Raw genomic sequence first — 23,800 nt, 5'->3', positions numbered from 1 at the left:
GAATGCGAGTCCCGCAGAGAGTTCGTGGCGGCCTCGGGGTCGTCGTCACCCTGGTGCTGAGCGCCGCCGCCGCGCCGGTACTCGCCGTCGACGCCCGGCTCGAGGACCGGGTGGCGCGGCTCGAGCGCGTCATCGAACACCAGCGTGGCTCGGACATCGAGCTCCAGCTCCAGCAACTGCAGAGCGAGATGCAGGCGCTGCGCGGTCAGGTCGAGGTCCAGCAGTTCGAGATCCAGCGTCTCGAGCGTCAGTTGCGCCAGCAGTCGATCGACATCGACGCCCGGCTCAACGGCGCCCGCCCGCGCCCCGAGACCCCGGAGCCGCCGGCCGCGCTCGAGGCCCCGGTCGATATCAACCAGCCCGAGCCCGCGCCGGTTCGACCGGCCACGCCCGGCGGCGGCCCGGGCGCCGGCGTCCCCTCGCTGCCGAGCCCGGAGACCGCCGCCGGCGACGAACGCGACGCCTACGGCAAGGCCTTCGATCTGCTCAAGGCGCGCAAGTACGACCAGGCCCGTGCCGCCTTCGAGTCGCTGCTCGGGCGCTATCCGCAGGGCCGCTATGCCGACAACGCCCGCTACTGGCTCGGCGAGACCTTCTATGGTCAGCGCGACTACGACGCCGCGCTGACCGCCTTCGAGGATCTGGTGCGCCGTCACCCGGCCAGCCCCAAGGTCCCCGGTGCGTTGCTGAAGATGGGCTACATCCACTTCGAGCAGCGCGATTTCGAGCAGTCGCGCGCGCGCCTCGAACAGGTCATCGACAACTACCCCAACAGCACCGAGTCGCGCCTGGCCCGCGCGCGTCTGGCGCGGCTCGACGAGGTCGAGGGCGCTGGCGGACGCTAGGGTTTACATTGCGCCGATGGTTTACGTATAATTCTCGGTCTTCGGCGCCCTTAGCTCAGTTGGTAGAGCATCTGACTTTTAATCAGGTGGTCGTTGGTTCGAACCCAACAGGGCGCACCAGAAAATGCAACGGCCCGGACGTTCAGCGTCCGGGCCGTTTTTCGTTGTGTCCAGGGCTTTCCGGCCTGCTTGAGCGAGAGGGGCGTCCCTCTCTCCGCCCCGAGCCCGAGGGTTGGGCATTTCCGGCCTGCTTGCGACGGTCTCGGGGCCGTTCATGATCACTCTCCCCGCGACCGTGCTCGGTCGCTGGCGCGCACCTGATGCCTTGAGATGCGTGTGGCGAGCCGCTGCATCGTCCGCCTCCAACGCTGATACCGTCAGCTCTCGGGCAGGGCCATCGAGTCGATGCTCTCGTCCCTTGCGCATTGCCTGCCGTTGAGCAACGCCGCTTCGTCCTCAGGCCTGTCTTTGTGTTTCGATCGTTTCTGGCTATGGTTAGCGATCGAGGGTGTCGACCAAGGCGGGGCTGGGCTTGATCTCCAGACCCCGATGTCCGGTCGATCCGGCTCGCTTTGGGTTTTGCATACACGATATTGCGCGATGGAGTGCCTGCCATGGACTGGCTTCACGATCTGCTCGCCCGCGACGTCCTGCGTGGGTTGGGTGAGTGGTCCGATCATGCGATCCGGTGGATCGCGACCTTCTTCGACCAGCAGTCCAAGCCGCTCGCAACCCTCTCCGCCGTCATCACCGTGCTGATGGCGGTCGCCACGGTGTTGTCCTGGTTGAGGCGGCGGCTCGCCGTGGCGCGCGGTGCCGAGGCGCGGCTGCTGCTCTCGACGCCGACCGACTCGGCTACCCTCAATCGCTATAGCGCGCGGGCGGTGACGGTGCTCGGGCGTGACCGCGAGTGGGGCGAGCTGCTGCGCTTTCTCAAGGCCGAGAGCGCCTTCTGCTGGTTACAGCTCGCCGGTTCCGGCGGACAGGGCAAGAGCCGCCTGGCGTTGGAGCTGATCGATCAGGCGCAGGGCAAGGGCTGGGTGGCCGGGTTTCTCGATGTCGAGGACATTCGCCGGTTCGGGGACGGTTGGACCAAGTGGTGGCCGGACCGGCCGCACCTGATCGTCATCGACTACATCATCGGCAGGGAGGCCGAGATCAAGCCGGTGCTGCAGGGGCTGGCGCGCCGTGCGCGGCTGATCCGCAGGCGACGGCGCGGTCGGGTACGCGTGCTGTTGCTCGAGCGTCAACGTTGGGACCGCGGCGGGATCGGAGGCGCGCGTCATGCCGTCGGCGGAGCCGACTCTGCGCCGGCGATCGCCGGCGAGGCGCGGGCCGAGTGGTTCATCCGTCTCGCCGAGCATCACGACGGTAGCGATGCGGTGCTGATGGAGAGTCGTTTCGAGCGTGGGGTGATCGAGCTGTGCAAGCTCGACCAGGCCGCGCTCGTCGAGATCGTCCGCGCGGTCGCGCGTCAGGCCGCGCCGGCGCCCGAGCCGATGCTGCCCGATGCGGCGCTGATCGCCGAGCAACTGGCGCGGATCGATGGCGAGGGGCGCCCGCTCTATGCCTATTTTCTTGGGCAGATGCTCGCCGACGGGGGCCAGAACACTGGCTGGCAGCGCGATGACCTGCTGGCCGCGACCCTCAATCGCGAGCAGGGCGCGCGCTGGCGGCGTTGTCTGGGGGAGGGCGATTTGCCCTGTCTCGGCGATGGCAGCGGCGCCGAGCGCATGGCGGTGCTGGCGACCATCACCGGGGGGCTCGACTGTGTCGACGCGGTGCGTCGGGGGTTGCTCTCGCCGTTGAGTTCGACCCTCCGGCGTCAGGTACTGGTGTTGGTCGACGGTTGTCTCGATCAGTGCGCCACCGGCCCCTCGCACCAGATTCCGCCGGTGCTGCCCGACCTGCTCGGCGAGTGGTTCGTGTTGAGCGCCTTCGACAAGGGGGTCGCCCCCGAGGAGTTGATGGACCGGGCCTGGCGTCTGGCGCCCCGAGCGACCGCAGGCTTCCTGCAGCGCATCGTCCAGGACTTTCCCGAGCACCCGGTGACCGCCCTGCTGCTGGAGCTGGCCCCGCCGGAGCCGCCGGCCTGGGAGGCCCTGGTCGAGGCCGCGTCGACGATCCTCGCCCATCTCCACCGGGCGCGCCGTCCCTTCCCTGAGCAGATGACGCGGGCGCTGATCGCCGCCGCCGAGACCGGCGATGGGCGAGCGATGTCGAACCTCGGGGTGTGCTATCACACCGGTCAGGGCCTGCCGGTGAATCTGCGCGAGGCGGTGCGTTGGTATCGTCGGGCGGCCGAGGCCGGTGTCGGTCGGGCGATGACCAACCTCGGGCTCTGTCACGAGCGCGGCGACGGTGTCGTCGCCGATCCGGCCGAGGCGGTGCGCTGGTATCGCCGGGGCGCCGAGGTCGGTCACGGTCGGGCCATGGTCCATCTCGGGGTGCATTACTCCACCGGCCAGGGCGTGCCGCAAAGCGTCGAGGAAGCGGTGCGCTGGTACCTCCAGGGCGCGCAGGCGGGAGACGGTCGGGCGATGGCGCTGCTGGGCATCTGCTATCAAGGCGGGCAGGGCGTGGCGCGCGACATCGACGTGGCGCTCGACTGGTTCCGACGTGGCGCCGAGGCCGGCGATTGCGGTGCGATGGTCAGTCTCGGGGTCTGTTATCACACCGGCCAGGGTGTGCCGCTGGATCTGCGGATGGCCGAGTGCTGGTATCGGCGCGGGGCCGAGGCCGGCAGCGAGGTCGCCAGACAGCGGTTGGGCCTGATCCAGAGCGAGACGGATAAGGCCCGGCCCGAGGTCGCCGCACTCGGGGTGGAGGACATCCGCACCTCGCAGCCGAACTTCACCTATATCCAGGCGTAACGCGTCGCGCCTCGCTGTGGTCGCGTCTGGCCCGTCGGGGCGCGGCCGCCGTGCGCATCGCCGCGCCGCACCGCCCGACCATCAGCAGCCCACCCGGCTCGTTACGAGCGTCGCTCCCGGAGTGGGCGGCGGCGCTCGGTCGCCGTCTCTTTGGCCATGATCGCGACTCTCTGATGAAAAGACAGGCCAGCTAGACGTTCATTCCTCCTCTAGATGGCCCCGTTGCAGGATGCCGGATTGCCGTTAGGCACGATGTGTGGCGTTGTCGTCCCTCCTTCGGGAGGGCTGCGTTGCGGTCTCGGGCGGCTGGAGTGGTCGTCGGGTCGATGCTCCGTCGGCGGACCGCTCGTCCGTCGCAAGCCGATCTTTTGGGGCACGTTCGACAAGGTTGTCAGCCATTCGCATCTCGGCTAGACCACGGTAAGGTGGGCCGGTGTGGCGCCGCCCGGCGGGCGTTTGCGGCGCTTCTGTCAAACTGCGGCGTTTCTCGGGCGTCAACGCCCGGTATACTGGGCCGCTTCGTTGCCAGTCATGCGGCGCTGGTCTGTCATGGATGGAGTCCGGCGCGTGATTATGTTTTGGTTGAGCAGGACATCGTGTCTACCGGGCCTGCGGCAGGCGGTGGGCGCACAAGGATAGAGATGATTCAATGTCTCCAGCCGATTTTGCGATACGGGGCCGGCGCTGCATGGATGATCCCGAGTGGACCGCGCGGGCGGTACGGACGGCCCTGCGCGGCGATGTCGGCGAGCTGCCGCCGGCACCGGCGGCGGCGGTCAAGCTGCTGCGTCTGACCAACGACGAGAGCAGCGATATCGCCGCCATCTCGCGGGTGATCGAGACCGAGCCCGCGCTCACCGCCAAGGTGCTGCAAGTCGTCAACTCCGCCTTCTACGGTTTTCCCCGACGTATCCGCTCGATCTCGCGGGCGGTCACCCTGCTGGGCTTTTCGGCGGTCCGTCAGGCGGCGCTGCACGCGTTGTTCTTCGAGGGCATGGTCGGGCGCGGCGGGCAGGGCGGTTTCGATCGCATCTACTTCTGGCAGCACTGTCTGCTGGTCGCCATCCTCAGCCGCAGCATCGGTGAGCGCGTCGGCCATCCCGATCCGGACGCGCTCTATGCCGCCGGGCTGCTGCACGATCTCGGCAAGGTGATCCTCGAATCGCACGGCCGGGTGCGCTACAGCGACTTTCTCGCCGCCGCGACCAACTCCGGCAACCCCATCCGCGACGACGAGCAGACCTTCTTCGGCGTCTCGCACGATCAGGTCGGTGCGGTGGTGTGCGGGGACTGGGATCTGCCGGAGCTGATCTGTCGGGTGCAGTCGCTGCACCATTGCGCGATCGCCGACAGCGGGCTCGACGCCGAGCGCGCGCGCGAGGTGGCGATCGTCTCGCTGGCCGACTTCATCGCCTGGACCCAGGGGATCGGCTCGGTCGATCTGGTCGGCTGCCCGCTGCTCGCCCCCGAGGTGCCGGCGCTGATCGCGCTCGATCAGCTCGACCTGGCCGAGCTGCTCGCCCAGGCCGATCGCGAGGTGAGCGAGATCGGCGGCTTCTACGGGGTCCGCTTCCCCTCGGTGATGCAGCTGCGCGCGAACATGATCAATACCGCCATCGGGCTGTGTCGCCACGATGCGCCGCCGTTGCCGTACGGTGGGCGCAGCAGCCATACCGCGCCGCACCATAGCCTGGAACCCGACGAGTTCATCCCCACCACCCTGGAGGCGTTGCGCGCCGAGTTCGGCATCGAGCAGCTGCTGATGATGCAGATCGAGTCGCGCCGTCGCAGCCTGGTGACCACCCACGCCCTGCCGCGGGCGTTGCTGATGCGCGAGACGGCACCGATCGAGCTGAGCATCCCGGCGCTCACCGGCGATCTGGTGCGCGCGCTGCGTGCGCGTCAGCCGGTGCTGGTGCCGGATACGCCGGAGAACCTGCGGCTACTCGACCGGCTCGGGTTGCAGCAGGCCGCGGCGGTGCCGGTGTTGAGCAATGGACGCATCCTCGGGGTGCTGTGGCTCGGCGGCGGTGAACAGCCCTTCACCCTGCGCCTGCTCGAGGAGGTGGGGGTGGTCGCCGGCGAGCTGGGGATCGCGATCGAACGCAGCCAGACCTTCGCCCGCGAGCGGACCCGGGCGCAGATCGATGCGCTCACCCGGCTGCACAACCGCAGCGTGATCGACGAGTATCTCGACAGTACCTTCGCCCAGAGTGCCGAATCGGGGCGCGGCTTCGCCCTGGGGCTGCTCGATATCGACCGCTTCAAGGCGTTCAACGATCGTTTCGGCCACCAGACCGGCGATGACGTGTTGCGGATCGTCGCCGACACCATGCGCGGCCTGACCCGACCGAGCGATTTCCTCGCCCGCTACGGCGGCGAGGAGTTCCTCTTCCTGCTCCACGACACCGGCGGGAGCGGGGCGCTCAACTATGCCGAGCGCATCCGCCACCAGATCGAGCGCCGCGGTCAGCTCCTCGGTGAACGCTTCCCCGGTCATGCCCTGACCGCCAGCATCGGCGTGGCGCTCTATGATCCCTCGCAGCCCGACCCGAAGACGTTGATCGCCACCGCCGACCGCGCCCTCTATCGCGCCAAGGAGACGGGCCGCAACCGCGTGGTCGCGGCCTGGATGGAGTAGGGACGCCCCAGCCGCCAGCCGCCAGCCGCCAGCCGCCAGGAGATTGAACCGCAAAGACCCAAAGGACGCGAAGAAAGCGACCAGCCTTCAGCAAACAGCCCCTGGTGTCGGTGTGCGGTCAACTGCGGCGGTACGAGACAACCCTGCTCCCTCACTGGAGGCTGGCGACTGGAAGCCCTTTCCAGCTTCGCGCCCTTGGCGCCTTCGTGGTTCAAACCAGCTTCCAGCGATCAGCTTCCAGCCTCCAGTCGGGGAGGCTGGTGTGCATGATCGGCGATTGACGGGCAAGACGGTATCTCGTCGTGGGTACTCTCGTCGTCCGCTCCGGCCCTTTGAGCCGGCGTGCTGCGGCGTGCTCCAATAGCCGCTCCGTCACCCTCGAATCTGGAGCCCGCCATGGGCCATCTGGCCGGTAGCAAGTCCTCGCTGATCCCGTTGATCGATCGTCTCAACCAGTACCCGATCGGGTTGGTCGATAACGCCCATCTGCGCGAGATCCTGTCGATCCTGTTCTCGCCCGAGGAGGCGCGGGTCGGCGCCGCCTTCCCGCTGCACGAGGCTACGCTCGACGAGCTGGTCGAGCGCACCGGGACGCCCGCCGAGGCGCTCGCGCCGGTGCTCGAGTCGATGGCCGACAAGGGGCTGGTGATGGACATGGATTACGCCGGTCACACCTATTATCTGCTGGTGCCCGGGCTGATCGGCTTCATGGAGTTCACCTTCATGCGTCGACGCGCCGACACCGAGCTGCCGCTCGAACGTCTGGCGCAGCTGATGTCGGAGTATCTGCACGAGCAGGGGCGCGGGGGTCAGCCCGCCGAGTTCTTCGGCAGTCCCACCCAGCTCACCCGCGCCCTGGTCTATGACGAACACGTGCCGGTGAACTCGCGCATCACCGCCTACGAGGACGCGCGCGCCATCCTCGAGCAGGCCGACTATCTCGCCGTCACCCTCTGTTACTGCCGCCACAAGAAGGAGCACCTCGGCGAGCACTGTCGCAAGGGCGCGCCGGTCGAGGACATCTGCATGGTGCTCGGCGAGGGCGCGCGCTTCCTGGTGCGCCGTGGCTTCGCTCGCGAGTGCGACCTGCCGACCATGCTGGAGAAGCTGGAGTTGGCGCGCTCGCTGGGGCTGACCCATGTCACCGACAACGTGCGCGAGCAGCCCTCCTTCCTCTGCAACTGCTGTCGCTGCTGCTGCGAGCTGATGGCCGGGGTGCAGATGGGCTTCAGCGACGGTATCGCCAAGACGCCCTTCCTCGCCGAGATCGACCCCGAGCGCTGCGACTACTGCGGGGCCTGCTTCCCGGTGTGCAACGTCAAGTGCATCGGTCTGGCCGAAGGGTTGCGCGGGGTGGCGCGCGCGCAGCGACATGCGGCGATCGATCCGGCGGTCTGTCTCGGCTGCGCGGCCTGTCTCGATGCCTGTCCGCAGGGTGCGATCACCCTGGTGGCACGCCCCGACCCGGCGACCCCGCCGCGCGACAAGGGGCGGATGTTCGCCCGCATCCTCTGGGAGAAGGGGCGGCTGTGGCCCTTCGTGCGCGATCGGGTGGGACAGGGCGTGCGTCGGCTGCTCGACCCGGGGCGTCGATCCGGCTAGGCTATGGCGTTCGCCCGAATCCCGGTCCTCGGGGCGGTCGCGTCATCAGCCGTCGAACCAACGCGCCTTGCGCGAACGAGTGCTGATGGCCGGGCCCCGCGTCCCTTGCTGTCTTGTCCCGTGTCCATGACCCAGCCGCAGATCCGTCGCCGTGGTGGCGACGCCCCCTTCGTCGATGTCCACTCGCCCGCCGAGCTGCTCGCCAGGCTCTATGCGTTGCGCTCGGGCGAGGCGCCGCCCGGGCTCGGGGCGCTGGCGGCCTTCGCCGCGCTGCGCGGGTTGGATGCCGCGCTCGACACCCTGGAGGGGGCGCTTCGCGACGGCGCGCACCTGCTGGTGGTGGGTGACTATGACGCCGACGGCGCCACCGGCACTGCGCTGGCGGTACGCGGGCTGCGCGCGCTCGGCGCGGCGCGGGTCTCCTATCTGATCCCCAGCCGCTTCGACTTCGGCTACGGGCTGAGTCCGGCGGTGGCCGAGGCCGCGCACGCGCTCGGTCCGGATCTGCTGATCACCGTCGACAACGGCATCTCCAGCGTCGCCGGGGTGGCGCGGGCGCGCGAGCTGGGGCTGGCGGTGCTGGTCACCGATCATCACCTGCCGGGCGAGCGATTGCCGGAGGCGGCGGCGATCGTCAATCCCAACCAGCCCGGCTGCGATTTCCCGAGCAAGGATCTCGCCGGGGTCGGGGTGGTCTTCTATCTGCTGATGGCGCTGCGCGCGCGTCTGCGCGAGCGCGGCTGGTTCGGCGCCGGGCGCGCCGAGCCGAACCTGGCGACGCTGCTCGATCTGGTCGCGCTCGGTACCGTCGCCGATGTGGTCACCCTCGATCGCAACAACCGCATCCTCGTCGAGCAGGGGCTCAGGCGCATCCGCGCCGGGCACTGCGGTCCCGGGGTGCGCGCGCTGCTGCGGGTGGCCGGGCGCGACCCGATGCGCGCGAGCGCCACCGATCTGGCCTTCGCCGCAGCGCCCAGGCTCAACGCCGCCGGTCGGCTCGAGGACATGTCGGTGGGGGTCGAGTGTCTGCTCAGCGACGATGCCGAGCGGGCCAATGCGCTGGCCCAGCAGCTCGATGCGATCAATCGCCGCCGGCGCGAGATCGAGGGCGAGATGAAGGCCCAGGCCGAGACGGCGGTGCAGGCGCTCGATCTCGCCGAGGCGGGGTTGCCCGCGGCGCTCTGTCTGTACGGTGCGGACTGGCACCAGGGGGTCTCGGGGATCGTCGCCGCGCGCATCCGCGAACGCTATCATCGTCCGGTGATCGCCTTTGCCGACGGCGGCGACGGGCTGCTGCGCGGCTCGGCGCGCTCGATCGACGGGCTGCACGTGCGCGACGCCATCGATCGCGTCGACCGGGCCGAGCCGGGGCTGATCGCGCGTTTCGGCGGTCATGCCATGGCCGCCGGGCTGAGCCTGCGCGCCGAGGCCTTCGAGCCCTTTCGCGCGCGTTTCGCGGCGGTGGTCGAGGAGATGCTCGAGGGCGTGGCGAGCGGCCCCGAGCTGGTCTCCGACGGCCCGTTGCCGGCGCGGCTGCTGACCCTGGAGACGGCCGAGACGTTGCGTCTCGGCGGTCCCTGGGGCAAGGGCTTCCCGGAGCCGCGCTTCGACGGCGAGTTCGAGGTGCTGCAGGCGCGTCTGGTCGGCGAACGTCATCTCAAGCTGCGCGTGGCGCCGCCCGAGGGTGGCTCGATCGAGGCCATCGGCTTCGATCTGGCCGAGCAGCTCGCGCTCGCGCACGGGCGGGTGCGTCTGGCCTACCGGCTCGACGTCAACGATTATCGGGGCCGTCGGAGCCCACAACTCATCCTGGAATCAGTACAACCGATATGACCACAGACCACGATCCCACCGTGACCGAGGACGAGCTCGAACAGGATCTCGGCCCGAGCAGGAGCCAGATCAAGCGCGAGCGCCAGGCGCTGCAGGCGCTCGCCGAGCGCATGGTGGGGATGCCGCGCGCCGAGCTGTTGCGCCTGTCGCTGAGCGAGGCGACCTGGGCGGCGATCGACGAGACGCCGCGGATCAAGGATCTGCGCGCGCGCAAGCGTCACTGGAAGCGGATCGCCAACCTGCTCGAACGCGAGGACATGGATGCCGTCCACGCCCTGCTCGACGAGGCCGATGCGCGCGAGCGCGCCGCCTCCGCGCGCCATCACCAACTCGAACGCTGGCGCGAGCGCCTGATCGCCGAGGAGGCGGCCCTTGGCGAGTTCATCGACGCCTGCCCCCAGGTCGATCGTCAGCACCTGCGTCATCTGGTGCGTGCGGCGCGGCGCGACGCCGAGCAAGGGCGTCCCGAGGCGCCGCGCAAGCTGTTTCGCTATCTGCGTGAGGTCATGGACGCCGCCGCCGACTGAGCGGGATACTGCGCGCGGACCACCAGGTCCCGGCAGTCGCTGCCCGGTCTTCGAACTCAACCGAATGGATCCCTGTCTGCGATGAGCACCCCAGATCGAACCCCCTCCCGGCCGTCGCTGTCGGTCGTCATCCCGATGTACCAGGAGCTCGACAACGTCGAGCCGATGCTCGAACGCGTCCACCAGGGGCTGGCGGACTATGGCGCGCCCTGGGAGCTGATCTGTGTCGACGACGGCAGCCGCGACGGCACCGGCGAGCGGCTGCGCGCCTGCGCCGAGCGCCGGGGCGGGCACGTGCGGGTGATCCGGCTGCGGCGCAACTTCGGCCAGACCGCGGCGATGCAGGCCGGATTCGAGAGCGCGCGCGGCGAGCTGATCGCCACCCTCGACGGCGACCTGCAGAACGACCCGGCCGACATCCCGCGGATGGTCGACGCGTTGCTCGAACGCGATCTCGATCTGTTGCAGGGCTGGCGGCGGCGGCGCCAGGACGCGCTGGTGATGCGCAAGATCCCCTCGCGCATCGCCAACAAGCTGATCGGCAAGGTCACCGGGGTGGCGCTGCACGACTACGGCTGCAGCCTCAAGGTCTATCGCGCCGAGGTCATCCAGGAGGTGGCCCTGCTCGGCGAGATGCACCGCTTCATCCCGGTATGGGTGGCGGGGGTGACCGCGCCGCAGCGTATCGGCGAGATCGAGGTCGCGCACCAGGCGCGCCAGTTCGGCACCTCCAAGTACGGCATCTCGCGCACCTTCCGGGTGCTGGTCGACCTGCTCTCGGCCTTCTTCTTCCTGCGCTTCGGGGCGCGCCCGGGGCACTTCTTCGGCTTGATCGGGATCGCCTTCGGGGTGATCGGCGGGCTGCTGATGACCAACCTGCTGTGGGTGAAGTTCTGGCTCGGCGAGGACATCGGCGGCCGCCCGCTGCTGATCGTCGCCATCCTCATGCTGCTCGCCTCGGTGCAGTTGCTCACCACCGGGGTGCTGGCCGAGATGCTCACCCGCACCTTCTTCGCCTCGGGTGATCGCAGCCACTTCCGTATCCGCTGGAGTTCGCCCGTCGAGACCGCCGGGTGGAAGGAGCCCGAGGCATGAGCCGGCCGGAGACCTCCCCGCTGACGCGGGCGCTGACCTCGCCGTGGCTGCTCGCCGCGGTGGTGCTGTTCGCCTTCTACTGGCAGCTCGGCGCGGTGCCGCTCTACGACCTCGACGAGGGCGCCTTCACCGAGGCGACCCGCGAGATGCTCGCCAGCGGCAACTTCATCACCCCGCACAAGGACGGCGAGCCGCGCTACGACAAGCCGGTGCTGATCTACTGGCTGCAGGCGCTCTCGGCCTCCAGCCTGGGGTTCGACGAGTTCTCGCTGCGCCTGCCCTCGGCGCTGGCCGCCACACTCTGGGTGATGGCGCTGTGGGGCTTCGTGCGCGCCCGGCTCGATGCGCCCACGGCGACCGTCGCCGCGCTGGTGATGACGCTCTCGCTGCAGGTCTCGCTGATCGCCAAGGCGGCGGTGGCCGATGCGGTGCTCAACCTCTTCATCGCGCTCGCCTTCTTCGAGATCTATCGCTATTTCCTCGATCCCGGCGAACGGCGGAGCCGCAACGCGCTGCTGCGCGCCTATCTGTGGATGGGGCTCGGCTTCCTCACCAAGGGGCCGGTGGCGGTGTTCTTCCCGGTCGTGGTGAGCTTCCTGTTCTTCTGGTCGCAGGGGCGGCTCGAGCGCTGGCTGCGCGCGGCCTTCGCGCCGCTCGGCTGGCTGGTGTTCGTGCTGGTGGCCGGTCCCTGGTACCTGGCGGTCTATCTCGATGACGGTGCCGGGTTCTTCCGCAGCTTCTTTCTCGAACACAACGCCGGGCGCTTCGGCGGCACCATGCACGGCCACTCGGGCTTCCCCGGCTACTATCTGGTGGTGCTGCCGCTGATCCTGTTGCCCTTCACCGGCTGGTTCCTCAGCCTGTTGCCGCGGTTGCGCGCGAGCTGGGCCGATCCGCTCGATCGCTTCCTGTGGCTGTGGTTCGCCACCGTGTTCCTGTTCTTCTCCTTCTCCGGGACCAAGCTGCCGCACTATCTGCTCTATGGCGCCGCGCCGCTGTTCATCCTCATGGCGCGCCACCGTGACGCCTTGACCAGCCGCGCGCTGGCGATGGTCCCGCCGCTGGTCTTCCTCGCGCTGCTGCTGGCGCTGCCGCTGGTGGTGCAGGTCGCCGCCGGGCAGGGCGGGCGCGCCCACGAGATCGCCCAGTTCGAGCTGGCGCTGCCGCTACTCGGCCCGGCCTATCTGGCGCAGATCGCGCTCGCCACCGCGCTGGTGGTGGCGCTGGCGCTGTGGTCGCGCCCGGCGCTGTGGCAGCGTCTGGTGCTGGTCGGGCTGATCCAGACGGCGGTGGTCTATGGCACGGTGGTGCCGCGGGTGTTCGCGGTGATGCAGGCGCCGGTGAAGGAGGCCGGGCTGCTGGCGCGCGAGCTGGATCGTCCGACCGTGGTCTATCGCACCTCGATGCCGAGCTTCAGCGTCTATCGCGACGCCATCACCCCGCACCGTCCGCCGCGCGCCGGTGATCTGGTGTTCCTCCGCCTCGACAAGCTCGACCGGCTCGCCGAGGACTATCCGCTGCTGCGCGGCGAGCAGCTCTACCGGCGCGGCCCGGTGGCGCTGGTGTTGATGCACCCGCGCGAGCAGGCACGGGTGCCGGGAGGTGAGGGATGAGCGATTGGCGTACACGCCTGAGCATGCGGCTCGCCGCGCGGGCCGGGGCCGAATCGGCGGCGCTGCCGGGGGCGCGGCGGCAGTGGCGCTGGGCGCTCGGCTGGCTGGCGGTGGGGGGGTTGCTCTATCTGGTCTGCGGCTATCACGCCGGCTTCCTGCGGCTCAATGCCGCGGCGGCCCTGGCCCCGGACTGGCTGTGGCAGTGGTTGACGCTGTTCGGCGACGAGCGTGTCGCCTTCGCGCTGGCGCTGCTCTTCTCGTGGCGGCGGCCCCGCTTGTTCTGGGCGCTGGTGCTGGCGGCGCTGCTGGCGATCCTCTACGCCCGTGGGCTCAAGCCGTTGGTCGATGCGGCACGCCCGCCGGCGGTGTTCGGCGCCGATGTCTTCAACCTGATCGGACCGGGACACACCCGGCACAGCTTCCCCTCCGGGCACAGCGTCACCGCCGGGGTCTTTTTCGGGGTGCTGGCGGTGCACGCCCGCGCCTGGGGCTGGGTGTGGCTCGGTTGCGCCCTGCTGGTCGGCGCAAGCCGGGTGGCGTTGGGGGTGCACTGGCCGGTCGACGTCGCCTTCGGCCTCGCCGGTGGTGGGCTGGCGGCGTTGCTCGGGAGTTGGCTGGCCGCGCGCTGGCCGGGCGGCGCGACGCGCCCGCTGCCGCACCTGCTGCTGGTCGGCGTGGCCGCGCTGCTCGCCGTCTCGCTGCTGCTCGACAACGGCGGCTACGCCGCCGCGACCTGGCCGCTGCGACTGATCGCCGTGGCGGCGCTCTTCAGCGCGGTGGTCGGCTATCTGCCGGTGTGGCGGAGGGGAGAGATCAACCACGAAGAGGTCAACCACGAAGGCGCGAAGGACGCGAAGTGAGATGAGGGAAGGATGCGGTCGGTTGTAAGCTGCCAGCTACTTTTCAGCGGCTAGTCGTCAGCCGCCAGTCGCCAGTCGCCAGTCGCCAGTCGCCAGTCGGCGCTGCCTGTGAGCAAGGTGTTGCGTTGGAGGCCGACGGCTGGTCGCTGATGGCTGAAAAAGCCTTCGTGTCCTTCGCGTCTTTGTGGTTCAAAGCAGCCGCCAGCCGCCGAGTGACTGGAAGCTGGTGGCTGCTCGCTGCCCTCAATGATACTGCTCGGTGGTGTACTGCCCCGGGGCGTGGCGGCGGTGGCGTTCGAGTCCGCGTGATTCGAGGATCGCCTTGGATTCCTTGATCATCGCCGAGTTGCCGCAGAGCATGACGTGGCTGTCCTCGGGGGTGATGGTGGCACCGGCGCGTGACTCCAGGGTGCCCGAGACCAGCAGGTCGGTGATGCGGCCATAGAGCGCGTCCGGGGCCTCGGCGCGGCTGATCGCGGGGATGAAGGTGAAGCGCTCGCCATGGTGCGCGGCGATCTCGGCGAGGGTGTCGCCATAGGTGAGGTCGCTCGGCTGGCGCACGCCGTGGACCAGGACCACGCGCTCGAAGCGCTCCCAGGGCGTGGCGGTGCGCAGGATCGACAGATAGACCCCGAGCGCGGTGCCGGTGGCGAGCAGCCACAGGGTCTTGGCCGGTTGCACGGTGTCGAGGGTGAAGATGCCGCTGGCGCGCGTGGTGAGCCACACGGTATCGCCCGGCTCGAGGTCGGAGAGCCGTGGGGTGAGCGGCCCCTCGGGGATGGCGTTGAAATAGATCTCGGGTTCGGTCTGCTCGGGTGGATTGACCAGCGAGTAGGGGCGACCGACGCGCTCGCCATCGATGTCCATCGCCACCTTGATGTACTGTCCGGCGCTGAAGGGCTCGAGCGTCGCCTCGAAGCGCATGCTGTAGAGCCCCTCGGCCCATCGCTGCTTGGCCGTTACCCTGCCTTTGACCCAGTCGCTCATCTTGGCTCCTCGAATGCTGTGCTGCTCATGGCCCGCAAAGCGACGCGGGCGTGTTGATGGGTTCGGAGTAGGGGATGTGGGCGCGCCCTCGAGATTTTCCAACCAATTTGGTAGGAAATTATTGCAATGACGCGCACGGGCGCCATGTCTCGCTCCATGTCCGTCGATACCTCAGGAGAGATCCACCATGAGATTGCCACTGTTCGCCCTCGGTCTGGCCGCGGCGACCCAGGTCGCGGCCGAGTCCCCCGCCTGTTCGTCTTTGCTCGACCTGGAAGTCCGTCGGCTCGCCGGGGACGAGCGGGTCAATCTCTGCGAGGCCTATCAGGGTAAGGTGATCCTGGTGGTCAACACCGCCAGCAAGTGCGGTTTCACCCCGCAATACGAGGGGCTGGAGGCGCTCTATCGCGATTACGCCGATCGTGGTCTGGTGGTGCTCGGCTTCCCCTCCAACGATTTCGCCAACCAGGAGCCGGGCGACGAGGCCGAGATCCGCGACTTCTGTCGTCTGACCTACTCGGTGGAGTTCCCGATGTTCGAGAAGGTGAGCGTCAAGCGTGGTCGTGCCGCGCCCCTGTTCGAGCGCCTGGCCGCCGCCGGGGCGCCCTATCCGAAGTGGAACTTCTACAAGTATCTGATCGATCGCGAGGGCAATCTGGTCGAGAGCTATTCGAGCATCACCAAGCCGCAGAGCGGTCGGCTGGTGCGGGCGATCGAGCGTTTGCTGTGAGCCGGGGAGGGCGCGCCCCGGCGCACGGGCCGGGGCACGTGGGGATCAGCCCGCCTGTTCGAGCGCGGCGATACGCCGTTCGAGCGGCGGGTGGCTGCTGAACAGGCTGCCGATCTTGCCGGAGATGCCGAAGGCGGCGAACTCCTTGGCCTGAAGGTCCTGCGGCTCGTGGACCCGCTGCAGCGCGCGCAGCGCGTCGGCCATCTGGCGGCGGCTGGTGAGCGCGGCACCGCCGGCGTCGGCGCGGAACTCGCGATAGCGCGAGAACCACATCACGATCATGGTGGCGAGCACCGAGAGCAGGATCTCGGCGATGATCGAGACGACGAAGTAGCCGATTCCCGGTCCCTCCTCATTCTTGAAGATCACCCGGTCGACGGTATGGCCGATGATCCGCGCGAGGAACACCACGAAGGTGTTCACCACCCCCTGGATCAGTGCCAGGGTGACCATGTCGCCATTGGCCACGTGGCTGATCTCGTGGCCGACCACCGCCTCGACCTCCTGCTTGTTCATGTGTTGCAGCAGCCCGGTGCTGACCGCGACCAGGGCGTCGTTGCGGTTCCAGCCGGTGGCGAAGGCGTTGGGCTGGGGTGAGTCGAAGATGCCGACCTCGGGCATGCGGATGCCGGCGCGCTCGGACTGGCGGGCGACGGTCTCGAGCAGCCACTGCTCGAAGGGCGTCGACGGCTGCTCGATGATCTGCACCCGCATGCCGTGCTTGGCCAGCGTCTTGGAGAGGAACAGCGAGATCAGCGAGCCGCTGAAGCCGATGATCGCCGCCATCAGCAATAGCGCGCCCATGTCGAGCCCGCCCTGCTGGACCACACCGTCGATGCCGAACAGGCGGAAGGCCACGCTGATGACGACCAGTATCGCGAGGTTGGTCGCCAGGAAGAGGAAGATACGCATCATGGAACGAGGCTCCTGGATCGTCGAACAAGGGGGCTACCACCCGGTTGGTTGAACCGATGGGGTAGGGTTGCGCTCCCTTGGACAGGCGGGATGAAAAAAATTTCCGCACAGGGGTAGACAAAGTCAAAAGATGTGCGTAGCATACGTGGTCTCAGGTCGCTGGGGCCATAGCTCAGCTGGGAGAGCGCAACACTGGCAGTGTTGAGGTCGGCGGTTCGATCCCGCCTGGCTCCACCAAAATTCGGTAGTTCGGATCGGATCGCCTAGGCAGGCCCGGTCTGCAAGACTGAAAGCGTTTCAGTCCCCATCGTCTAGTGGCCTAGGACACCGCCCTTTCACGGCGGTAACCGGGGTTCGAACCCCCGTGGGGACGCCAACAAGCATAACGGGTTAGCGATTCGGCTGGCTAGTCCGTTGGAAGTACAAAGCCGGGGCCATAGCTCAGCTGGGAGAGCGCAACACTGGCAGTGTTGAGGTCGGCGGTTCGATCCCGCCTGGCTCCACCAAATTCAGCCAAGAAAGACAGGATCGCCTAGGCAGGCCCTGTCTTGACTGAAACCGAGTTTCAGTCCCCATCGTCTAGCGGCCTAGGACACCGCCCTCTCACGGCGGTAACCGGGGTTCGAACCCCCGTGGGGACGCCAACAAGCATACGGGCCAGTCGCGAAAGCGGCTGGCCCGTTTTGCGTTTGGGGGCGGGCAAGGCGGCCCGCTCCGTGACCCTGCCGCAGGAGCCTTCCGTGCCCGCGCCCCTCTTCTCGCGCTATCTGGGGATCGACTATTCCGGGGCCGGCACCCCGGAGCAGCGATTGCCCGGAATCCGTGCCTACCGACTCGACGCTGACGACGACCTGCCGTCCGAGGTGTTCCCTGAGGGTTGTGCGCAACGCTGGAGTCGCCGTGCCCTGGCCGAGTGGCTCGAAACGGTGCTGCGCGAGCCGGTGCCGACCCTGGTCGGGGTCGATCATGCGCTGTCCTTTCCGCTCGACTACTTCGTCGCGCATGGGCTGAGGCACGACTGGCCGGTCTTCCTCGACGACTTCCAGTGTCACTGGCCGACCGATGGCGTCGGTGTCAGGGTCGAGGATGTGCGCCGCGGGCGCGTCGGGGCCGGGGCTGCGCGCAGTGGTGATGCGCGCTGGCGGCGCCTCACCGACCGTCGCGCCAGGGGCGCCAAGTCGGTGTTCCATTTCGACGTGCCCGGCTCGGTGGCCAAGTCGACCCATGCCGGTCTGCCCTGGGTGCGTCTGTTGCGCGCGCGGCTCGGCGAGCGGCTGCACTGCTGGCCGTTCGACGGTTGGACCCCGGCGCCGGGCCGGTCGGTGCTGGTCGAGGCCTATCCCGCACTCTATCGCGACGATGGCGATTGCATCGGGCTCACCCCGGATCAGTGCGATGCCCGTGCCGTGGCCTTGTGGCTGATGCGTGCGGATCGCGCCGGGCGACTCGATGACCTGTTCACGCCTCCGCTCGATGCCGACGCCCGCCTCCATGCCGCCATCGAGGGTTGGATCATCGGCGTTGGCGCCCGCCGGGACTGAAGAGCTGAACCAACGAGTCGCGGCGGAGACCAATCGGTGTCGTCACGGTCGCTGACGGCGGGGCTCGGGGGCGGCGCGCGCAACGTGTGCGCTCGACTGGAACCGCGCTCGCGGATGCGAGAGGATGGAGGGCTTGCCGTGGCCTGGTCACGGCGGTTCATCACTTCGTTTCGTGCCGCCCGCGCACGCAGTCTGCGCGGGCGGTCTGTTTTGGTCGCGATTCGCACGAGAAGACACCGAGGAGATCGGAATGCCACGTATCAAGCTCGAGTTTCCGAACGCCGCAGGGCACCGACTGGCGGGGCTGCTGGAGATGCCGCCGGAACGGGTGCCGACGCGACGTTATGCGCTCTTCGCCCACTGCTTCACCTGCAGCAAGGACATCGCCGCGGCGAGCCGGATCAGTCGCGCCCTGGCCGATCGCGGGATCGCCGTGCTGCGCTTCGACTTCACCGGGCTGGGCAACAGCGACGGCGATTTCGCCAACACCAATTTCTCCTCCAACGTCGAGGACCTGCTGGCTGCGGCGCGCAAGCTCGAGGAGGACTTCCAGGCCCCGGCGCTGCTCATCGGTCACAGCCTCGGCGGCGCGGCGGTGCTCGCCGCCGCGCCCCAGCTGCCTTCGGTCGAGGCGGTGGTGACCATCGCCGCGCCTGCCACCGCCTCGCACGTCCAGCATCTGTTGAGCGACGCCCGCGACGAGCTCGAGGCGCGCGGCGAGGCCGAGGTCAAGATCGGGCTGCGCCGTTTCCGCATCCGCAAGCAGTTGCTGGAGGACCTCGCGCAGTACGGTGCGGCCGATCACATCCGCGACCTCGACCGGCCGCTGCTGGTGTTCCACTCGCCGCTCGACACCATCGTCTCGATCGACGAGGCGGCCAAGATCTATCAGGCCGCGCGTCACCCCAAGAGCTTCATCTCGCTCGACAACGCCGATCATATGCTCAGCGATCGCGAGGACGCCGAGTACGTCGCCGAGACCCTGGTGGCCTGGGCCAGCCGCTATCTCGGCCTCGGCGGTCATCGCTTCGAGCAGAGCCTGGGCACCGCGCCCAAGGTGGGCGCGGGCGAGGTGCTGGTCACCGAGCTGCACGCCCGCTTCCTGCGTGGACTCTATACCGGTCGCCATCAGTTGCTCGCCGATCAGCCCTCGGCCGTCGGCGGCAGCGGGCTGGGTCCTGATCCCTATGAGCTGATGCTGATGGCGCTCGGCGCCTGTACCTCGATGACGCTGCGCGAATACGCCACCGCCAAGGGCTGGGATCTCGACGACGTCGAGGTGCGTCTCGCCTTCGATCGCAGTCACGCCGCCGACTGCACCGCCTGCGAGCGCGAGGAGGTGCGTGTCGATCGGGTGCAGCAGCGCATCAACCTGCTCGGCCATCTCACCGCCGGGCAGCGGGCGCGACTGCTGGAGATCGCCGAGCGTGCCCCGGTCAACCGCTCGCTCGAATCACTGATGCTGATCCACAGCGAACTCGACGACGAGCGCCTCGACTGAGCCCGGCTCAGTCGCCGAGCGGGGCGTAGCGATAGAGCCGCCAGATGTGGAGCGGGCGCGCGCAGGGCGCGCTCGCCCCCTGGTGGAGCGGCTGTCCCGCGCAATCCTGGAGGACGCGCCGCTCGGTCACCCGGAAGCCGGGGAGCGCGGGCGGATGACCGGCGCGCGAGACCAGCCAGAAGGGCTGGTCGATGCGCGCCGGGTCGAGCCGTGGCGCGATGCGCCCGTGCAGATACTCCGAGGGGCGGTGCAGTCCCGGCCACTGGCTGGTGGTGGCCGCAAGCCTCGGGGCGTGGAAGCGCAGCATCGCGACGAGCTGATAGCGGTCGGCATGGACCGGGGCGTCGAGTCCGGCGGCGACCTCGGCCAGCGCGGCGAAGCCGTGGGTCTCGCGCAGCACCCGGTTGGCGCTGTCGGGCAGCGGCAGCGCGGCGCTCGCCGCGTGCACCGCATAGAGCGTGACCAGGACGAGGTTGGCCCCGGCGCCGCCGAGCAGCCAGCGCGGTCGTTGCAGCAGTCGCGGTGCGAGCAGCGCCGGGGCGGCGAGCAGATAGACCACCGGCCAGTTGGCCTCGACCTCGCTGAAGCTGGCGATGACGGCGAAGAAGCCGAGCGGGAACAGGGTCGCGGCGATCAGCAGGGCGCGGGCGTGACGGGTGAGTCGCGGGCGCGGTGGCGTGCCGCCACCGCCGCGCAGCGCCATCACCAGCACCGGGACCAGCAGTCCCCAGAAGGCGAGCTGGGCGCCGAGATAGCCGCCGAGGCTCGCCAGGCGCTCGACGAGCGTCTGCGGGCCGCTGTGGGCCATGGTGCCGGCGCCCAGGGTCTCGGGTGCGGCCAGCTCGGTGGAGAGCCCGTGACCGAGCTGGAAGCCGAGGCTGAGCCAGTCGTGGCTGGCGTTCCACCACAGGTTGGGGGCGAACACCAGCAGCGCGGCCAACGCACCGAGATAGGGCCAGCGGGTGCGCAGCGCGCGCGGATCGACCCAGAGGATCGCCCACAGCAGCACCGGTCCGATCAGCACCATGGTGTACTTGCCGAGCAGCCCGATACCGACCGCGATGCCCGCCGTGATCCAGCGCCGGCGCTCACCGCCGAGGGCGCGCTCGGACTCGTGCAGGGCCAGCGCCCAGGCCAGCGCGAGCACGGTGTCCGGGGTGGTGACGACGCCGCCGATCAACCCCGGCAGGGTGGCGTAGGCGAGCAGCAGCGCGCTCGCCAGGGTGGCGGTGGTGGTCAGCCCGGCGCGCCAGTAGAGCCGGGCGAGCACCACCAGGGTGAGGACGCCGGCGAGCAGGGTGCCGAGCCGTGCGGCGAGCGCCGAGCCGGGCTCGAGCAGGGTGCCGAGTCCGAGCGCGGCGACCCCGGGCGGGTGATCGAAATAGCCCCAGCCGAGCGTCCGCGCCCAGTCGAAATAGTAGGCCTCGTCCTGGGTGACCGGCAGGAGCGCGGCGATGGCCAGGCGCAGTGCGCTCAGCGCGAGGATCAGCAGCGCGATCGGGCGCCAGTCGATGGACTCGGCAGCGGGACGACTCGGGGCGGCGGTGGACATGGCGGGCACGGGTTCGGTGGACGAACGCGTTAGAATGCCGCCCACCAGGGTCGCCGCGCAACCGACCCGCGTGCGCGATCGCCGCTCAGTCATGCCGCGTCCGGTACCGCCGAGGCGCCAAACCCCTTGTTTCAGGTTGTTCGGATCCATGCCACACAGACCCCCCCACCAGCCGCCCCAGCTCGCCGTCGTCGTGCCTACCTACAAGGAGGCGGGATCGGTCCCCGAGCTTGTCGAACGTGTCCGTCGGGTGCTCGACGGGCTCGCCTGGGAGCTGATCTTCGTCGACGACGACTCGCCCGACGGCACCGCCGAGCGGGTGCGCGAGCAGGCCCGGCAGGACCCGCGGGTGCGGCTGATCCGGCGCGTCGGGCGGCGCGGGCTGTCCTCGGCCTGTATCGAGGGGATGCTCGCCACCACCGCGCCCTGCGTGGCGGTGATGGACGGTGACCTGCAGCACGACGAGTCGCTGTTGCGCCAGATGTACGACACCCTCGACGCCGAGCCCGAACTCGACCTGGTGGTCGGCAGCCGCTATGTCGGCGGTGGCGGGGTCGGTGAGTGGAACGCGCGGCGCCAGGCGATGAGTCGCTTCGCCACGCGCGTCGGGCAGCGACTGCTCGGGGTCGAGCTGGCCGACCCGATGAGCGGCTTCTTCATGGTCCGCGCCGCCGCCTTCCAGGGCTGCGTGCACCGGCTCAGCGGGGTCGGTTTCAAGATCCTGCTCGACATCGTCTCCTCGAGCGAGCGGCCGCTGCGCTGTCGCGAGCTGCCCTTCACCTTCCGCGAGCGTCACGCCGGGACGAGCAAGCTCGACAACGCGGTGCTCTGGGAGTATCTGCTGATGCTCGCGCAAAAGACCCTGGGCTCGGCGATCCCGGTGCGCTTCCTCGCCTTCTCGCTGATCGGCGGGTTCGGCGTGTTCGTCCACATGGCGGTGCTGTGGCCGCTGCTGGCGGTGCTCGGCGAGGGCGCCTTCCTCGCCGGTCAGGCCACCGCCACCCTGGTGGCGATGACCAGCAACTTCTTCCTCAACAACCTGCTCACCTATCGCGACATGCGTCTGCGCGGTCGCGCGCTGCTGCGCGGCTGGCTCTCCTTCGTGGTGGTCTGCAGCGTCGGCGCCCTGGCCAATGTCGGCATCGCCAACTATCTGTTCGTCGAGGGGCTCTCGGGCTGGTTCCTCTCGGCGCTCGCCGGCATCCTCGTCGGCGCGGTGTGGAACTATGCGGTGACCGCGGTCTACACCTGGCGCCGCCCGCAGCCGGCCTGAGCCGGCTCAGCCGTCGAGCCGTTCGGCCAGCGAGCGCGGCAGCTGGCGCAGCTGGGCGCGCAGCCGGGGGACGAGCTGTTCGTAGAGCAGCTCGACCTCGCTGGTCCCGGCGCGTCCGAGTAGCGCCAGATAGGCATCGAGGAAGAGTCCGGGGTCGCCCGGGGTGTGACCGTGTAGCCGCGCGAGCAGTCGGCGCGCGAGATAGAGCACGGCGACGTTGTCGCGCACCGTCTCGGGGAGCCGCGCCGGGGGCGCGAACTCGGGGTGATGCTGGTGGTGCAGGCTGTCGCACACCATCGCCGGCAGGTGCCAGCTGCGCAGTAGCGCGGCGCCCATCTCGGCGGGATCGAGCAGGTCGAACAGGGGCTTGAGCCGGGGGTTGGCGCTCTTGAGCAGCGCGTTGATCACCAACCCGATGTCGGCGAGGATGCCGAGGGTGGCGACCTCCGCTGGGCGCCCGACGGCAAGCGTCTGGGCGAGGGTGAAGGCGAGGCGCGAGAGCTCGACGGCACGCTGGTGGATGTCCGTGAACAGCTCGGTGTTGGGCAGGCTGCGGCGCATGCTCTCGGTCATGATCACCTGGTAGACGGCGTTGTGACCGAGCAGGGCGATGGCGTGGCTGACGCTGGTGACCTGGTGCTGCAGCCCGTAGTAGGGCGAGTTGATCGACTTGAGCAGGGTGCTGGTGAGCGCCGGGTCCATGGTCACCAGCTCGACGATCTCGCCCTTGGTGGTGCGCTCGTCGAGCATCTTGTTGAGCAGCGCGGTGGTCGAGATCGGCAGCGCCGGGACCTTGGCGAAGAGCTGACGTGCGGTCTCGGTCTCGGCAAAGCCCGCGCCGCCGGCGGTGCGCGCGGCGATCAGCGCATCGGTGAGCGCCTGGCTGTGACGCGCGAGCGCCGCCTGGCGTCGCTGTGCGCGGTACAGTCGCTGGAGACCGAACTGGTGCGCGCGGTGTCGGAGATAGTCCAGCAGCGCGGGTTCGAGGTCGGCGATGGCGCTGCGTTCGAGCGCCAGCACCTGGCTGTGGGTGAGGGCGGTGGCGGTAGCGGCGTGGATGCCGGGTTGCGTCAGGTCGAACTCGCAGATCCAGTCGCCCGGGCCGAAACGCTCGGCGTCCGAGGCGGCGGTGTCGCCGATGACGATCTCGCCGGTGCTGATCACATAGAGCCGCTCGGCGCGGCTGTCGGCGCGAAACAGCACATCACCCGGGGCGAGACGCAGCGGGAGGGCGCGATTGTGCAGTTGCACCACCTCTGCTTCGGAGAGATCGGGAAAGGCGGTTGTCTGTTCGGCGTGAAGGGCTGGCGGGCCGGAGCGGGTCTCGCTCCTGGGGGCGGTGAGGTGTTTCCAGAGGTTGCGCATCGACTCGATCCCGGGGCGGTCCCGCACGGCTGGCCGTGGCAGAGAGG

Annotated in this window: 17 protein-coding genes and 5 tRNA genes; 18 read left to right on the top strand and 4 right to left on the bottom strand. The window is 69.1% G+C overall.

The window, feature by feature from the left end; translation table 11 throughout:
• Nucleotides 1–2: 2 nt before the first annotated feature.
• The 10 genes from ybgF (at nucleotide 3) to ACAM26_RS13860 (ending at nucleotide 13,889) form a co-directional block, all read left to right on the top strand.
• Nucleotides 3–845 (top strand): tol-pal system protein YbgF, encoded by an 843-nt coding sequence (gene ybgF, locus ACAM26_RS13905; RefSeq protein ID WP_369613916.1) that lies wholly within the window; start codon nucleotides 3–5, stop codon nucleotides 843–845.
• A 44-nt stretch (nucleotides 846–889) separates the two neighbouring features.
• Nucleotides 890–965: transfer RNA gene (locus ACAM26_RS13900), tRNA-Lys, on the top strand.
• A 494-nt stretch (nucleotides 966–1,459) separates the two neighbouring features.
• Nucleotides 1,460–3,718 (top strand): tetratricopeptide repeat protein, encoded by a 2,259-nt coding sequence (locus ACAM26_RS13895; protein ID WP_369613915.1) that lies wholly within the window; start codon nucleotides 1,460–1,462, stop codon nucleotides 3,716–3,718.
• Nucleotides 3,719–4,406: 688 nt separating this feature from the next.
• Nucleotides 4,407–6,359: an HDOD domain-containing protein gene (locus ACAM26_RS13890; RefSeq protein ID WP_123140583.1), complete on the top strand. Its 1,953-nt coding sequence runs from the start codon at nucleotides 4,407–4,409 to the stop codon at nucleotides 6,357–6,359.
• Between the two features lie 396 nt (nucleotides 6,360–6,755).
• Nucleotides 6,756–7,961, top strand: coding sequence for a 4Fe-4S binding protein (locus tag ACAM26_RS13885; protein WP_369613914.1), 1,206 nt, complete (start codon nucleotides 6,756–6,758; stop codon nucleotides 7,959–7,961).
• Between the two features lie 126 nt (nucleotides 7,962–8,087).
• Entirely contained in the window at nucleotides 8,088–9,794 is a 1,707-nt protein-coding gene (gene recJ, locus ACAM26_RS13880; RefSeq protein ID WP_369614062.1) for a single-stranded-DNA-specific exonuclease RecJ, read from the top strand.
• Nucleotides 9,791–10,321, top strand: a complete 531-nt coding sequence (gene yjgA, locus ACAM26_RS13875; protein WP_123140586.1) for a ribosome biogenesis factor YjgA — start codon at nucleotides 9,791–9,793, stop codon at nucleotides 10,319–10,321. The genes recJ and yjgA overlap by 4 nt, the downstream gene beginning before the upstream one ends.
• An 81-nt stretch (nucleotides 10,322–10,402) precedes the next feature.
• Nucleotides 10,403–11,416, top strand: coding sequence for a glycosyltransferase family 2 protein (locus ACAM26_RS13870; RefSeq protein WP_123140587.1), 1,014 nt, complete (start codon nucleotides 10,403–10,405; stop codon nucleotides 11,414–11,416).
• On the top strand, nucleotides 11,413–13,029 hold the full coding sequence (locus ACAM26_RS13865) for a glycosyltransferase family 39 protein (RefSeq protein ID WP_123142144.1): 1,617 nt from the start codon (nucleotides 11,413–11,415) through the stop codon (nucleotides 13,027–13,029). Before ACAM26_RS13870 ends, ACAM26_RS13865 begins: the two co-directional genes overlap by 4 nt.
• Nucleotides 13,026–13,889 carry a phosphatase PAP2 family protein gene (locus tag ACAM26_RS13860; protein ID WP_369613913.1) on the top strand — a complete coding sequence of 288 codons (864 nt, stop codon included), beginning with the start codon at nucleotides 13,026–13,028 and terminating at the stop codon, nucleotides 13,887–13,889. The genes ACAM26_RS13865 and ACAM26_RS13860 overlap by 4 nt, the downstream gene beginning before the upstream one ends.
• Nucleotides 13,890–14,132: 243 nt before the next feature.
• On the opposite strand, the gene ACAM26_RS13855 is transcribed toward ACAM26_RS13860, so the two are convergent.
• Entirely contained in the window at nucleotides 14,133–14,876 is a 744-nt protein-coding gene (locus ACAM26_RS13855) for a ferredoxin--NADP reductase (RefSeq protein WP_369613912.1), read from the bottom strand.
• A gap of 187 nt (nucleotides 14,877–15,063) precedes the next feature.
• Here ACAM26_RS13855 and ACAM26_RS13850 point away from each other — a divergent pair, with 187 nt between their 5' ends.
• Entirely contained in the window at nucleotides 15,064–15,606 is a 543-nt protein-coding gene (locus ACAM26_RS13850) for a glutathione peroxidase (RefSeq protein ID WP_062277565.1), read from the top strand.
• Between the two features lie 45 nt (nucleotides 15,607–15,651).
• Here ACAM26_RS13850 and htpX read toward each other — a convergent pair whose 3' ends face one another.
• A complete protein-coding gene (htpX, locus tag ACAM26_RS13845; RefSeq protein WP_062277569.1) occupies nucleotides 15,652–16,521 on the bottom strand; it encodes a protease HtpX in 870 nt (289 codons plus the stop codon).
• A 161-nt stretch (nucleotides 16,522–16,682) separates the two neighbouring features.
• On the opposite strand from htpX, the gene ACAM26_RS13840 reads away from it, so the two are divergent.
• The 6 genes from ACAM26_RS13840 to ACAM26_RS13815 all read left to right on the top strand — a co-directional run bounded on the left by ACAM26_RS13840 (nucleotide 16,683) and on the right by ACAM26_RS13815 (nucleotide 19,563).
• Nucleotides 16,683–16,758 (top strand) — tRNA-Ala (locus tag ACAM26_RS13840).
• Nucleotides 16,759–16,821: 63 nt separating this feature from the next.
• Nucleotides 16,822–16,897 (top strand) — tRNA-Glu (locus ACAM26_RS13835).
• A 54-nt stretch (nucleotides 16,898–16,951) separates the two neighbouring features.
• A tRNA-Ala gene (locus ACAM26_RS13830) sits at nucleotides 16,952–17,027 on the top strand.
• A gap of 62 nt (nucleotides 17,028–17,089) precedes the next feature.
• Nucleotides 17,090–17,165: transfer RNA gene (locus tag ACAM26_RS13825), tRNA-Glu, on the top strand.
• Between the two features lie 96 nt (nucleotides 17,166–17,261).
• On the top strand, nucleotides 17,262–18,062 hold the full coding sequence (locus tag ACAM26_RS13820) for a hypothetical protein (RefSeq protein WP_369613911.1): 801 nt from the start codon (nucleotides 17,262–17,264) through the stop codon (nucleotides 18,060–18,062).
• Between the two features lie 250 nt (nucleotides 18,063–18,312).
• The gene (locus ACAM26_RS13815; RefSeq protein WP_123140592.1) at nucleotides 18,313–19,563 is read left to right on the top strand and encodes a bifunctional alpha/beta hydrolase/OsmC family protein; all 1,251 of its coding nucleotides are present in this window, start codon (nucleotides 18,313–18,315) and stop codon (nucleotides 19,561–19,563) included.
• A gap of 7 nt (nucleotides 19,564–19,570) precedes the next feature.
• Here the strand turns inward: ACAM26_RS13815 and ACAM26_RS13810 are convergent, their stop codons facing one another.
• Nucleotides 19,571–21,115: a glycosyltransferase family 39 protein gene (locus ACAM26_RS13810; protein WP_369613910.1), complete on the bottom strand. Its 1,545-nt coding sequence runs from the start codon at nucleotides 21,113–21,115 to the stop codon at nucleotides 19,571–19,573.
• Nucleotides 21,116–21,263: 148 nt separating this feature from the next.
• Here ACAM26_RS13810 and ACAM26_RS13805 point away from each other — a divergent pair, with 148 nt between their 5' ends.
• Nucleotides 21,264–22,388 (top strand): glycosyltransferase family 2 protein, encoded by a 1,125-nt coding sequence (locus tag ACAM26_RS13805; RefSeq protein ID WP_123142140.1) that lies wholly within the window; start codon nucleotides 21,264–21,266, stop codon nucleotides 22,386–22,388.
• Between the two features lie 6 nt (nucleotides 22,389–22,394).
• Here the strand turns inward: ACAM26_RS13805 and ACAM26_RS13800 are convergent, their stop codons facing one another.
• On the bottom strand, nucleotides 22,395–23,753 hold the full coding sequence (locus ACAM26_RS13800) for an HDOD domain-containing protein (RefSeq protein ID WP_369613909.1): 1,359 nt from the start codon (nucleotides 23,751–23,753) through the stop codon (nucleotides 22,395–22,397).
• Nucleotides 23,754–23,800 lie beyond the last annotated feature (47 nt).

The organism is Marichromatium sp. PS1, from assembly GCF_041155115.1.
Lineage (GTDB): Bacteria > Pseudomonadota > Gammaproteobacteria > Chromatiales > Chromatiaceae > Marichromatium > Marichromatium gracile.
This window is presented reverse-complemented; position numbering and strand designations above follow the sequence as displayed.